This window comes from Candidatus Neomarinimicrobiota bacterium (assembly GCA_018647265.1).
GTDB lineage: Bacteria > Fidelibacterota > Marinisomatia > Marinisomatales > TCS55 > TCS55.
Window position 1 is genome coordinate 24,493 of sequence record JABGTK010000064.1, and the last position, 12,915, is coordinate 37,407.

Consider the following 12,915-nt stretch of genomic DNA (forward strand, 5'->3'; position numbering starts at 1 on the left):
TTAATACAGACGCGTCTGGTAAACGTCATGAAGACGGATCAATCCGGCGCAGGATTTTCCATTTCCATTCACTACGGGCAAAACGGATATCTGCGATTCCCTGTCTTCCATCATTGTTACTGCATCTTTTAAGGGTGCGCCTTTTGTAACTGAAATCGGGTTAGAAGTCATCACTTCACCAACGGTGAGTTGATCAATATCTCCATTGGTTGCCAAACAACGGCGCAGATCACCCTCAGTAACAATACCCAATAATTGGTTATCCCCATCCACAACTAAGGCAGCGCCTTGGGGTTTTTCAGTCATTTCAATCACCACTTTACGCAAACGGTCATTGATACCCACCGCCGCAACATTTTCTATAGGCTGCATGATGTTTGCCACCGTTAAGCGAAGACGCCTTCCAAGATCACCAGCGGGATGGAGTTTGGCAAAATCTTCATGATTAAATCCGCGGTGACTCATGAGAACAGCAGCTAAAGCATCACCAATGGCCATGGCTAATGTGGTGCTGGAAGTAGGCACGATACCCAAGGGATCCGCCTCTTTTTCTACCGATGCATCCAATACAACATCCATTTGATCTACCAAAGGAGATTTCATATTTCCAAGGATACCAATCATGGGTGAATTGAAATCTTTCAGAATGGGCAGTAGCCGCATCAACTCTTCTGTGGCACCGCTTTTAGAAATAAGAATAGTTGGATCTCCAGGCGCATAGATTCCCAAATCACCATGAACCGCCTCTGCCGCATGGAGAAACACTGCTTTATTCCCAACACTGCATAGGGTAGCAACAATTTTTTGGGCTATAAGTCCCGATTTTCCCATACCGCAAATCACCACTTTCCCGGAATGATTAATGATTATTTCACTGGCTTGAACCACTCCTTCTTGGATGCGTTCTGCTGCATTAATTAATTCTTGTCCTTCTTCACGAAGAATTTGCCCGGCGATGTTTTTCAGTTCTGAGTTCGACATAGTTATTGGACTAAATTACGCCTTTCCGGCAATTTTTACCATAATGGCATTTTGAGCGTGCATCCTATTTTCAGCTTCATCAAAAACGATTGATTTTTTTGATTCCATCACCGCATCGGTAACTTCCCGATCCCTTTCAGCCGGGAGGCAATGCATGAATAAAGTATCTTTCCCCGTGGAATTCATCATGGCGGAATTCACCTGGAAATCAGAAAATATTTTTTTCCGTGCTTGTGCTTCTTCTTTTTGACCCATAGATGCCCACACATCAGTGTAAATTACATCCGCTCCCACTACGCCTGCCTTAGGATCGTGGGTCACCTCAACGGTAGATATTCCAGCATCTTCTACCAGTTTAATAGCACTAGCCTCCGGTTCAAATCCTCCTGGACAAACACATGTAAAATGGAAAGGAATCCGCGCAGCAAGGTGAAGCCAGGAATGGACAATATTATTTCCATCACCCACATAAGCAATTTTCATATTATCTAGATTTCCACGATGTTCATAAACAGTGAGAATATCAGCCATGATCTGACATGGATGGTTATAATCAGTCAGTCCATTTATCACTGGGATTGAAGAATATTCGGCCAATTCCAAAACATGTTGATGGTCAAAAAGACGCGCCATAATCATATCATTATAACCGCTGAAAACGCGCGCAATATCTTTTAACGCTTCCCGTTTCCCAATCCCAATATCATTCGGTCCCAAAAAGAGCGCATGACCACCTAAGCGGAAAAAACCAGTTTCAAAAGAGACGCGGGTTCGGGCCGATGGTTTGGCAAATATCATTGCCAAAGAATGACCCTTAAAGGGTTTATAATTTTCCCTGTTTTTTAATTTTTCTTTTATCTCCTTCGCAAGATCCAAAGTTCCCCAAATTTCATCCGTCGTAAAATCAGTAATATGTAAAAAATCTCTTTTCATCTCTTTCCTTATTCCTTTAATCTTCTACCTTATAAAATGTATTTACTCAAATCTTGATCTTCAACAATATCCTTCAATTTTTTATCCACCAATTTTTTGGTAATGGTAATTGTTTTTTTCTTTCCTGTGGATTCATCAAACATATAGTCATCCAACAAAGTCGTCATAACCGTATGCAAACGCCGGGCACCTATATTTTCCATTTTGGAATTGACTTGTGCTGCGATCTTTGCAATCTCCCGGATGGCATCCGTTTCAAATTTAAGTGTCACATTTTCAGCGCCCAACAGGGCCATGTACTGTTTGATCAATGAAGATTCAGGATGTTTCAAAATTTTTACAAAATCGTTCACAGTGAGCTTATTCATTTCTACACGAATAGGAAATCGTCCCTGAAGTTCGGGTATCATATCCGATGGAGAAGACACATGGAATGCGCCGGCTGAAATAAACAACACATGATCTGTTTTTACGGCGCCATACTTAGTAGGGACACGGCTACCTTCAACAATCGGAAGTAAATCCCGTTGTACACCTTCTCTACTTACGTCCGGACCTGATCCACCACCGTTACTATCAACAATTTTATCAATTTCATCCAAAAAAACAATGCCATTATTTTCAACTCTATGTTTCGCCATTCGAACCAATTCATCTTGATCCATGAGGCTGTCAGCTTCCATTTCAATAAGGATATTGCGTGCATCTGAGACAACCATCTTGCGGCGTTTTTTATGGCCGGGCATAACGTTTGAAAGCATATCTTTAATATTCATGCCCATGTCATCCCCGCCCCCTAAAGGACCGAATATCTGCATCATGGGTGCGGCATCTTCCGTTACTTCTATATCAATCTCCCGCGTTTCAAAATCACCATTTAGCAATTTTTGGCGAAGGCGATTTCTTGTTTTTTTATGCCGCACTTCCTCTTCTTTAGATAGTTTATGGGTGCCATCAATAGGGAAAAGTGAATCTAAAATTCTTTCTTCAGCCATCGTTTCAGCCAATCCTTGGACTTCAATCTGTTTTTCCTTTTTGACGATACTCATAGCCACATCGGCCAAATCACGGATGATGGATTCTACATCTCGCCCCACGTAACCCACTTCAGTAAATTTACTCGCTTCAACTTTGACAAATGGTGCTTTGGCTAATTTCGCTAACCGGCGGGAAATTTCCGTTTTACCCACACCTGTGGGTCCGATGAGTATAATATTGTTAGGCACAATTTCATTCCGCATATCGCCGTCAACCTGTTGTCGACGCCAACGATTCCTTAAGGCAATGGCCACGGCCCTTTTTGCGCTGGTTTGACCGACAATATAGCGATCCAATTCCTTAACAATTTGCTTCGGTGTGAAATCGCTCATTTCACCTCTAGAACCGTTATGGAATCATTGGTATATATACACAGTTCGGCGGCGATTTTAAGTGATTCTTCCACTATCTTTTTGGCTGGATAAGTGGTGCTTTTCATGAATGCTGTCGCAGCTGACTGAGCAAAACCGCCACCGGATCCGATAGAAATAATCGGTCCGTCCGGTTCAATTACATTGCCATCCCCTGAAACGATGAATGAATGTTTTTTATCCATGAGTGCCAATAATGCTTCCAAATTGCGAAGGAATTTATCTGTCCGCCATTCTTTAGCTAATTCCACTACGGAGCGGGTCAGGTCCCCTTCATATTCTTCCAACTTGGATTCGAACTTTTCAAACAAAGTGAGGGCATCGGCGGCGGCGCCGGCAAATCCACCAAGAATAGTGCCCTTATCAGTTTCAAACTGACGAACTTTTACTGCTTTTTGCTTAAATGCCATATCACCAAAGGTCACCTGGCCATCGCCACCAATGGCAATGACCCCTTTTTTTCGGACACCCAAAATAGTTGTCGAACGAATTTTAACGTTCATTTATTTCTCCATTAACAATTTAAATAAACGGGAATCTGCAGGCAAAACCAGCGTTGTTTTATCATCTACTATTTTTTTGTAAGCATCTAAGGTTCGGACAAATTCATAGAATTTCGTATCGGCAGAATAGGCGTTGGCGTACACTTCTACAGCTTTTGCATCTCCTTCACCGCGAACCCGTTCCGCTTCTTTATAGGCATCGGCTAAAATAATAGTCTTATCCTTATCCGTAGATGCGCGGATTTTCTGAGCCTCTTCTTCACCTTCAGAACGGAATTTATTAGCTTGTCGTTTTCGTTCTGCTTCCATCCGGGCATAGATCGATTCCTCATTCTGAGAAGGCAAATCTACTCGCCGAATCCGGACATCGATAATGGCAATTCCATAATCCTTTGTTGCCTTGTCACTGGCCGCAGTCACCTTTTCCATAATTTCTTCCCTGTTTTCAGTAATGATTTCGGACATATCATGGGTTCCCAGTTCACGACGCAATTCAGAATAGACTATATCATCCATGCGGCTGAGAGCCGTAGGAATTGCCTGCACTGTTTTCAAGAATTGAAGCGGGTCAACAATTTTCCAACGGACATAATTATCCACAATGAGTGATTTTTTATCTCTACTCAAGATTTCTTCCGGCGGTGAATCGTATTCTAACAACCGATCGTCAAACACTACTTTTTCCTGGAAAGGGAATGGAACTTTCATGTGCAAGCCCGGTGTTGTGATGGTCCGAACCGGTTTACCAAACTGAAGTATAACCGCTTGTTCTGTTTCACTGATGATAAAAACTGATGTTAATCCCAACAGAACAATGATTGCCCCCAATCCCAATAATATTTTCTTCATGATTATTTACCCCCTTTTGCATTCAAATTTAGCAAATTAATTAAATTCCCATTTTTGGAATCCGGCACTACAATCTTTTGACTTTTTGCCAGAATCTCTTCCATTGTTTCCAAATAAAGCCGTGTTTCAGTAACTCCTTTTGCTTTGCGGTATTCCTTCAACACAGCGCTGAATTTGGCCACATCACCTTCGGCACGGGCGATACGTGCTTCTTTATAACCTTCCGCTTCACGGATCATTGCTTGAGCTTCTCCTCGGGCTTTCGGAATCACATCGTTGCGGTAACCTTCGGCTTGGTTCACCATTCGGTTTTTATCTTCTTTTGCGGAAGCTACATCCTTAAAGGCTCCGATCACCTGTTTTGGCGGACCTACATCCTGTAACTGAACAGCTACAACCAAAATCCCTGTTTCATATTTATCCAAAATATTCTGAATCAAGGCTTTGGTTTCTTCCTGGATCATGAACTTACCGGAGGTCAACGCTTCATTAATATTATGTTTACCTACAATGGTTCTTAAGGATGCTTCAGACGCTTCCCGAACTGTGAGTTCATGTTTAATGAAATTGAATGTATAGGCCACGGGATCCTTTATGCGGTACTGGACGATCATTTCTGCATCGACGATATTTTCATCCCCAGTAAGCATGAGACTCTCCCGTTCAACCGTTTGGTATTGATTTTTTCCTACAGTTCTAAATCCAATTTCAATTCGTTTTACTTCTGTCACTTTCGGTGTTGAAACAGTTTCAATTGGATATGGAAAATGGTAATTCAATCCCGACTGAGCGGCCCTTGAATATTTTCCAAAAGTTTGGACTACCCCTACTTCATCCGGACCAACCACGTAGATTCCTGTGAGCAGCCACAGAACCAGTGCAATCCCAGCTATAGGCAGCGCACCCATTGCTAATACCGGTACCTTTATTTCTTGATCCCCGACTATGATTCGTTTGTATTGCATATTTTCCCCTTATTTAAGTTGTTAATTGCCGTCGCAATCGTGCGACAGGTAAATGGAGTTGTTCTCTATATTTCGCCACCGTTCGGCGGGCCACAGGAAATCCTTCAGCCTCCATTTGATTTGCTAAATCAGTATCCGTGAGTGGTGAATCTTTATCTTCATTATTAATGAGTTTTTTCAGTAAATCTTTAATGGCATTGGTGCTGATCTCTTCCCCACTGGCCAATGTATATGCTTCTGTAAAAAAGGATTTTAATTCAAAAATCCCATAAGGTGTATCCACATATTTCCCGCGAGTGGAACGACTGATGGTTGAGATGTCCATTTTAATTTCATCCGCAATATCCTGCAGTTTCATGGGAATAAGTATTTCAATTTTCCCCTTAAAAAAATCCGGTTGCCGTCCAATGATGGAATTCATCACCGTCGTTAATGTATAGCGTCTTTGTTGAATGGCTTGGATAAACCATGTTGCTGAATCAAATTTTTCTTTGAGATATTTTTGTGTATCCCTAGATAAGTCCACTTGATTCATCAATGTTAAATATTCATTGCTGAGGTTTAAATCTGGAATCCACGTATCATTTACTATGACAACCCATTTCCCATCCTGTCGAACTGCCAATAAATCTGGTATAACAGTTTCTATTCCTGACCTGATTTTTCCTTCTCCCGGCCTTGGATTTAGATGGGTAATATCTTCAATTATTTCAGCTAGAAGTTCTTTTGAAATGTCCAGGGAATTTTTCAAGTTATCGTAACGGTGATTGGCAAAATCATCAAAATATTCAGCAATAACCTGATATGCTAAAGTCTGCTTTTCGTGTCTCATTTGGATTAAAAGACAATCTTGCAAATGCCTTGCACCAATCCCTGGCGGATCCAACTGGTGCACTATTTCCAGCACTTCATTCACTTCCTCATCAGTCCGATCATAGCGATCGGCGATTAAAACCAGATCAACAGCCAAATACCCATTTTCATCCAAGTTCCAGAGGATCTCTTCAGCGATAGCCCGCTCCCATTCAGAAAGTTTAAAACTATCCAATTGGCGCACCAAGCCTTCCACGAAATCCACTTGTTCTGCCACTGGAATTTCACGGTTCTCAGTCCGTTGATTATCATAAATATTAGCCGGTTCATATTCATCAGGATCTTCTTCATAATCCACTTCTGCAGATTCTTCAGTTACGACCTGATCTTCCTCTTGTGGATCGGCTTGATCCAATACAGGATTGCTTTCCAACTCATCCATAATTTTCTGCTCAAGATTTATTGTATTGAGTTGCAAAATACTGGCCTGTAATACTTGCTGGGGCGAAAGAGATTGACGTTGAGTTTGGCTTTGTTTTAAGCGTGGCATTATAAAGTAAATCGTTCTCCCAAATAAAGCCGTCGCGCTTCTTCATCATTGGCCAAAGATTCTGATGTACCGGATTTTAGTATCTTTCCATCGAACAATAGGTAAGATCTATCCGTAATGGACAAGGTTTCCCGCACATTGTGGTCTGTGATTAAAATACCAATATTTCTTTCTTTCAAGGAATAAACGATAGATTGAATGTCTTCCACAGCGATTGGATCAACTCCGGCGAATGGTTCATCCAAAAGAATAAAGTCAGGATCAATAGCCAGCGTTCGGCAAATTTCAACCCGGCGCCGTTCACCGCCAGATAAATTATTTCCCTTATTTTTTCGGATATGCTGGATAGATAAATCATCCAAAAGTTTTTCCAACCTTTCGGCTTGTACATCTTTCGAAAAATCTGTCATCTCAAGCACAAGTCGAAGATTATCCTCAACAGTCAGTTTCCCAAATATAGATGCTTCTTGGGCAAGATATCCGATTCCCGATCGACTGCGTTGGAACATAGCCCGGTTTGTAATATTATTTTCATCTAGGAAAATTTCACCTTTGGTAGGTTTTATCATCCCGGAGATCATATAAAATGTTGTCGTTTTTCCGGCGCCGTTCGGCCCCAACAATCCAACAATCTCGCCTTTATTTACATTCAAGTCCACGTCACGGACAACCCAACGTTTCCCGTACCGCTTATAAAGTCCTTTTGTGCTGAGTTGTTGGTGGTTATTCTTCATCTTTATCCATGTGGAAAACACCAGTAGGTTTTAAAATCTTCCAATTATCTAATTCTACATCCGATTCAAAACCAACACCATAAAGTGTATCTTGTTGTTCGGTTATAAAGATTACTGAATCTTCAGTAAATATACGTTCTCTCAAATTATCCCAAGAGAGTGTATCCGTAAATAAGGTGACTCCGCTATCTGAGACTACAATCACATTCCCGATTGCAATGAGGAAATCTCTTTCCTCCTCAATCTCAGCAATTTTGGACTTAAGATTGGTAGTATAAATTTCTTCCGCATTAAAAAAATCTGCATCCACATTTTGATTTAACAGGATGTATTGCCGTTCATTATATTTTTCTAAATGGCCCGCCCGGATGACTGCCCGCTTGGCTCCCTCATTAGTAAGGGTAATTGTAGCATCCCAACTTTCAGCATCTGGGCGACCTTTGCGGGATTCACCCGATTGCTTTACCTCTTCAGCTTCGCAGCCAAAGGCAAAAACCAATAATAAAAGTATGAATCTCACTTTTGATTCTGTACCATTTTTCTGAGGTCAGCTATCACATCCTCTAACCGGCCTTGTTCAGACAGAATCCATTCCACTGCTTCACGAAAGGCGCCATAGCCTCCGGACTTTTCGGTAACATGTACAGCGGTTGCTTTACATGATTTGGATGCATTCTCGGTTGCAATGGGAACACCTACCAATTCCATAACGGGAATGTCAATCATATCATCACCAATATAGGCGATCTCATTATCGGAAAAATTATATTTTTCTTTCAGCGATTCGTAGGGTGGAATCTTATTAAGGGTACCATTATATACATCATCAATTTTTAATTCGGCAGCACGCTCTGCAGTAGCATCAGATTTCCGACCGGAAATCAAGGCCAATTTTAATCCGGCTGCACGGAGGATAGCTACGCCTGCCCCATCGGTAACATCAAATCGTTTTAGTTCAATGCCATCTTTTCCCTTATAAATGGCTCCGTCAGTCCAGACACCATCTACATCAGAAATAATCATTTTTATTTTGTTGATTTCGTAACTCATCAATTCACCGCTTGATGCACTTTCTGCAATGATATTAGCAATTCTTCTAATTGATCCAATGGCCACTGCGTGGCAGCGTCAGATTTTGCTTCGTCAGGATTATCATGGACTTCCATAAATAATCCGTTACATCCGGCAGCTACAGCCGCTTTTGCCAAGGTTGGTATCATATCTCTTTGGCCGCCGGTGGTGGCTTCGCCGCCGGGCACCTGGGCAGAATGGGTAGCATCAAAAACCACGGGGTAACCTATGCCTTTCATGACAGGTATGGACGTCATATCTGACACCAAACCATAACCAAATGATGAACCCCGTTCAGTAAGTAAAATATTGTTATTTCCTGTGGATGTCACTTTTTCCGCTGCATGGGCCATTTTGCCCGGTGCCAGAAACTGGCCTTTTTTAATATTAATGGTTTTACCAGTTTCTCCTGCGGCCAAAAGTAGATCAGTCTGACGACATAGAAATGCAGGAATTTGTAGTACATCAGACACCTCACCAACAGGTTCGCATTGATCCGGAAGATGAACATCTGTTAACACGGGGACGCCCATTTCTTTTTTTACTTCGGACAAAATCTTAAGCCCTTCGTCCATATCAGGTCCACGAAATGACCCTGCCGCAGAGCGATTGGCTTTATCAAATGAACTTTTGAAAATAAAAGGAATACCCAATTTTTCTGTGACTAATCTAATGGATTCTGCCATCTTCAAACTATGATCCCTGGATTCAATGACGCATGGTCCTGCGATAAGCGGCAAAGCATCTCCACCGAATTCTACATTGGCCACATTAACTCTTTTATCCATTATGACTTGCAATTTAAATGTTTCACCGATGCCTTAATAAATTCCCTGAATAATGGATGAGCTTTACTTACACGGCTTTTTAATTCCGGGTGAAATTGCCCCGCCACATACCAGGGGTGATCTGGCAGTTCTACGATTTCCACCAAGTTCAGTTCCGAATTCACACCGGATATTTTCAAACCATTCTTTTCCAATTTTTCCCTATACCGATTGTTTACTTCCCAACGATGGCGATGCCGTTCAGATATTTTCTTTTTCCGATATGCAACAAATGCTTTCGTCCCCAATTCAACTTTACAATCGTAAGCGCCTAACCGCATAGTGCCACCCTTGCGCTTGATGGCACGCTGTGATTCCATAAGATCAATGACTGGATACTTCGTTTTTTTATTGAATTCTGTACTGTTAGCATCTTTTAATCCACAAACATTACGGGCAAATTCAATTACAGCACATTGAAGTCCGAGACAAATACCTAAAAAAGGTATCTTATTTTCACGGGCATATTTACAGGAAAGAATCTTGCCTTCCGAACCGCGGGACCCAAATCCAGGGAGAAGGAGAATACCATCCATATTTCCAAAAATTCTTTCCGCATCCTTCTCAGTCTTTACTTCTTGGGTGGAAACCCAGTTTACATTTACTCGTGCATCGTTTTCCACTCCGGCATGGATGAAAGCCTCCAATACACTTTTATAGGCATCAGGTAGTTCGGTATACTTTCCACACATGGCGATGTTAACTTGATGTTTCGGCTTTTTGAATTTTTTAATAAATGTTTCAAGATAGGACACATCCACATTTCCCGGCAGTTCTAAGCGTTCCATAATGATGTCACCCACCTTTTGCTTGAATAGCGACAGGGGAACTTCATAAATACTTTTTACTTCTGTTCCTTCAATCACACGATCCGGGTTTACATTGCCAAAGAGACCAATCTTTTGTTTCACTTCCTTGGTCAATTTGTGCTCTGTCCGCGCTAAGATCATATCCGGCGTAAGACCAATTTCACGCAATTTCATAACCGAGTGTTGGGTGGGCTTAGTTTTTAATTCTTCACTGGCTTTGATATATGGCACTAAAGTCACGTGCATTATTGTATGATTGTGGTAGCCAACTTCTAAAGATAATTGTCGGATAGCTTCCATGAAGGGTAAACTTTCTATATCACCCACAGTACCACCTACTTCGCATATAACTATATCATATTTTTTGGGCGTATTAAGCGCCTTGATACGAGCGATTATTTCGTTGGTAATATGCGGAATCACTTGGATGGTAGCACCAAGATAATCACCCCGCCGTTCCCGATCGAGAACAGTGCTGTACACTTGTCCCGATGTGGCGTTGTTATCTTTGCTCATGCTAACGTCGATAAAGCGCTCGTAGTGACCCAAATCCAGATCTGTTTCGGAGCCATCATCCAGTACGAAGACTTCTCCATGTTGATAAGGATTCATTGTGCCAGGATCTATGTTAAGGTAGGGATCCAACTTCATAATGGTAACACGAAGTCCGGCGGATTTTAAAAGGTATCCGATGGAAGCGGCTGCAATTCCTTTCCCCAAACCGGAGATGACGCCACCCAAAACAAAAATATATTTTACTGGATTTTTGGTCGCCATCTATTGTGCCTCAAACTGTTTTAAGTCGTCCATCGTATCAATACCTTTGTTCACATTTTCGGTTAAAATCACTTTTATCGGAATGCCATTATCTAATGCTCTATACTGCTCCAACTTCAACGCTAATTCATTTTCTGAGGGTACAAGACTGGTGATTTTTTCTAATGTCGCCTTGGTGTAGGCATAGATCCCCATGTGATGATAGTATCCCCCGGCCTCAGTTTCGACTGGTTCACGTCGGAAATTTACGGCATATCCATCCCCATCGAGGAGAACTTTTACCGTATTTACATCGGTGAGTTTTTTAGCATCCATATCCTTACCCGCTACCGTGGCCATTTGGAGCGACTCATCCTCAAATTGATTCACCAATTCATTAATCAGTGCAGGGTCAATTGTGGGCTCATCTCCTTGGATATTCACAATTACGTCAGTTTCAATATTAGCCGCCGCTTCTTGAATTCGATCTGTTCCAGAAACGTGACCTTCAGAAGTCATGACAGTTTTTACTTTAAATGGTTTCAATGCCGTCGAAGTTTCCTCAGCATCGATAGCCACAATTACTTCGTCTAATGATTTGGCTTTTTGGGCCTGTTCATAAACGTAGACTACCATGGGTTTCCCATCAATAAGATGGAGAATTTTTTTCGGGAAACGGATAGAATGAAGCCGGGCAGGAATTACGCCGATTGCTTTCATCAAAAAGGTCCATCCATTTCAATTGGAGACAAAGGTAGGACGGGTGTGAAAAACAACCCAAGCCCCGCAATCTTATACCCTGTGCTTAACATAAAATAATTGAATGAAAAATAGATGGGAAATTTAGGTGAACAAGCTTGCCACAACAAGCAGGTTCAGGGAAGATTCTATTCGAATCTGAGGGATTCAATGGGGTCTAAATTGGCTGCTCGCCAAGCGGGGTATATTCCAAATCCAATACCAATAAAAGAACAGACGGCCATGCCGTAAAAAGCCCAATCCATGGGTACCACAGCGGGCACTTTTAAAAGGAGAGCCATGAGGTTTCCCCCGGCAATTCCTAAAATAACACCAACAATTCCACCAAACTGACTCAAGAAGATGGCTTCCATCAAAAACTGGATAAGAATATCTCGCTTGGTAGCGCCAATAGCTTTGCGGATACCTATCTCTTTAATTCGCTCCGTGACAGAAACGAGCATAATATTCATAATGCCGATCCCCGCCACAAGCAGGGCGATGACACTCACCGCACCGGCAAAAAGTTTAATACCTCCTGTAAACCCAGCGAATGTTTCCATGAGTTCTTCGTTGGAAATAATTGCAAAATCATTTTCTTCTTCTGGTGGCACTTTTCGAATAACGCGCATAAGGCCGATTACTTCATCCATGGTTTTTTCATACATTTCAGTTGATTCAGCTTCAATATTGATGGCCAAAGATGTCCATCTATTCGAGAACCGTTGGATATAAACTGAAATAGGAATCATAACAAAATAATCCTGACTTTGGCCAAAAGCCTGTCCTTTTCTTTCGGTAATACCAATAACTGTATAATCTAATCCCTTAATTTGAATGACCTTTCCAATGGGATCTTCAAATGGAAATAATATATCGGCTAAGTCTGGGCCAAGGATGGTAACGCTACGAGAAAAACGAATATCATCTTCCATGAAATTTCGTCCATCTGCAAGATACGTTTTGAAAGAACGCAA

The 12,915-nt window shown here is 41.8% G+C and carries 14 protein-coding genes; all 14 read right to left on the minus strand.

Annotated features, from left to right (window positions below; genetic code table 11):
• Entirely contained in the window at positions 1 to 981 is a 981-nt protein-coding gene (locus HN459_03955) for a KpsF/GutQ family sugar-phosphate isomerase (GenBank protein MBT3478597.1), read from the minus strand.
• A 15-nt stretch (positions 982 to 996) separates the two neighbouring features.
• A complete protein-coding gene (gene argF / locus HN459_03960) occupies positions 997 to 1,914 on the minus strand; it encodes an ornithine carbamoyltransferase (GenBank protein MBT3478598.1) in 918 nt (305 codons plus the stop codon).
• A gap of 29 nt (positions 1,915 to 1,943) precedes the next feature.
• Complete coding sequence (gene hslU, locus HN459_03965; protein MBT3478599.1) at positions 1,944 to 3,284, minus strand: ATP-dependent protease ATPase subunit HslU; 1,341 nt, start codon at positions 3,282 to 3,284, stop codon at positions 1,944 to 1,946.
• Positions 3,281 to 3,826, minus strand: coding sequence for an ATP-dependent protease subunit HslV (gene hslV, locus HN459_03970; protein ID MBT3478600.1), 546 nt, complete (start codon positions 3,824 to 3,826; stop codon positions 3,281 to 3,283). Before hslV ends, hslU begins: the two co-directional genes overlap by 4 nt.
• Positions 3,827 to 4,675 (minus strand): protease modulator HflC, encoded by an 849-nt coding sequence (hflC, locus tag HN459_03975; protein MBT3478601.1) that lies wholly within the window; start codon positions 4,673 to 4,675, stop codon positions 3,827 to 3,829.
• A 2-nt stretch (positions 4,676 to 4,677) separates the two neighbouring features.
• Positions 4,678 to 5,640, minus strand: coding sequence for an FtsH protease activity modulator HflK (gene hflK, locus HN459_03980; protein MBT3478602.1), 963 nt, complete (start codon positions 5,638 to 5,640; stop codon positions 4,678 to 4,680).
• Positions 5,641 to 5,653: 13 nt separating this feature from the next.
• Positions 5,654 to 7,003: an RNA polymerase factor sigma-54 gene (gene rpoN / locus HN459_03985; GenBank protein MBT3478603.1), complete on the minus strand. Its 1,350-nt coding sequence runs from the start codon at positions 7,001 to 7,003 to the stop codon at positions 5,654 to 5,656.
• Complete coding sequence (gene lptB / locus HN459_03990) at positions 7,003 to 7,737, minus strand: LPS export ABC transporter ATP-binding protein (GenBank protein ID MBT3478604.1); 735 nt, start codon at positions 7,735 to 7,737, stop codon at positions 7,003 to 7,005. The genes rpoN and lptB overlap by 1 nt, the downstream gene beginning before the upstream one ends.
• Positions 7,727 to 8,257 carry an LPS export ABC transporter periplasmic protein LptC gene (gene lptC, locus HN459_03995; GenBank protein ID MBT3478605.1) on the minus strand — a complete coding sequence of 177 codons (531 nt, stop codon included), beginning with the start codon at positions 8,255 to 8,257 and terminating at the stop codon, positions 7,727 to 7,729. The genes lptB and lptC overlap by 11 nt, the downstream gene beginning before the upstream one ends.
• Complete coding sequence (locus HN459_04000) at positions 8,254 to 8,787, minus strand: HAD hydrolase family protein (protein ID MBT3478606.1); 534 nt, start codon at positions 8,785 to 8,787, stop codon at positions 8,254 to 8,256. The genes lptC and HN459_04000 overlap by 4 nt, the downstream gene beginning before the upstream one ends.
• The gene (kdsA, locus tag HN459_04005) at positions 8,787 to 9,596 is read right to left on the minus strand and encodes a 3-deoxy-8-phosphooctulonate synthase (protein MBT3478607.1); all 810 of its coding nucleotides are present in this window, start codon (positions 9,594 to 9,596) and stop codon (positions 8,787 to 8,789) included. Before kdsA ends, HN459_04000 begins: the two co-directional genes overlap by 1 nt.
• Complete coding sequence (locus tag HN459_04010) at positions 9,596 to 11,221, minus strand: CTP synthase (GenBank protein MBT3478608.1); 1,626 nt, start codon at positions 11,219 to 11,221, stop codon at positions 9,596 to 9,598. Before HN459_04010 ends, kdsA begins: the two co-directional genes overlap by 1 nt.
• A complete protein-coding gene (gene kdsB, locus HN459_04015; protein MBT3478609.1) occupies positions 11,222 to 11,920 on the minus strand; it encodes a 3-deoxy-manno-octulosonate cytidylyltransferase in 699 nt (232 codons plus the stop codon). It abuts the gene before it with no gap.
• A gap of 167 nt (positions 11,921 to 12,087) precedes the next feature.
• Positions 12,088 to 12,873 (minus strand): FtsX-like permease family protein, encoded by a 786-nt coding sequence (locus tag HN459_04020; protein ID MBT3478610.1) that lies wholly within the window; start codon positions 12,871 to 12,873, stop codon positions 12,088 to 12,090.
• Positions 12,874 to 12,915 lie beyond the last annotated feature (42 nt).

Coding starts and splice junctions, on each gene's coding strand:
- HN459_03955 (MBT3478597.1), bottom strand. CDS start 981: ATGTCGAACTCAGAACTGAAAAACATCGCCGGGCAAATTCTTCGTGAA.
- argF (MBT3478598.1), bottom strand. CDS start 1,914: ATGAAAAGAGATTTTTTACATATTACTGATTTTACGACGGATGAAATT.
- hslU (MBT3478599.1), bottom strand. CDS start 3,284: ATGAGCGATTTCACACCGAAGCAAATTGTTAAGGAATTGGATCGCTAT.
- hslV (MBT3478600.1), bottom strand. CDS start 3,826: ATGAACGTTAAAATTCGTTCGACAACTATTTTGGGTGTCCGAAAAAAA.
- hflC (MBT3478601.1), bottom strand. CDS start 4,675: ATGAAGAAAATATTATTGGGATTGGGGGCAATCATTGTTCTGTTGGGA.
- hflK (MBT3478602.1), bottom strand. CDS start 5,640: ATGCAATACAAACGAATCATAGTCGGGGATCAAGAAATAAAGGTACCG.
- rpoN (MBT3478603.1), bottom strand. CDS start 7,003: ATGCCACGCTTAAAACAAAGCCAAACTCAACGTCAATCTCTTTCGCCC.
- lptB (MBT3478604.1), bottom strand. CDS start 7,737: ATGAAGAATAACCACCAACAACTCAGCACAAAAGGACTTTATAAGCGG.
- HN459_04000 (MBT3478606.1), bottom strand. CDS start 8,787: ATGAGTTACGAAATCAACAAAATAAAAATGATTATTTCTGATGTAGAT.
- kdsA (MBT3478607.1), bottom strand. CDS start 9,596: ATGGATAAAAGAGTTAATGTGGCCAATGTAGAATTCGGTGGAGATGCT.
- HN459_04010 (MBT3478608.1), bottom strand. CDS start 11,221: ATGGCGACCAAAAATCCAGTAAAATATATTTTTGTTTTGGGTGGCGTC.
- kdsB (MBT3478609.1), bottom strand. CDS start 11,920: ATGAAAGCAATCGGCGTAATTCCTGCCCGGCTTCATTCTATCCGTTTC.
- HN459_04020 (MBT3478610.1), bottom strand. CDS start 12,873: ATGGAAGATGATATTCGTTTTTCTCGTAGCGTTACCATCCTTGGCCCA.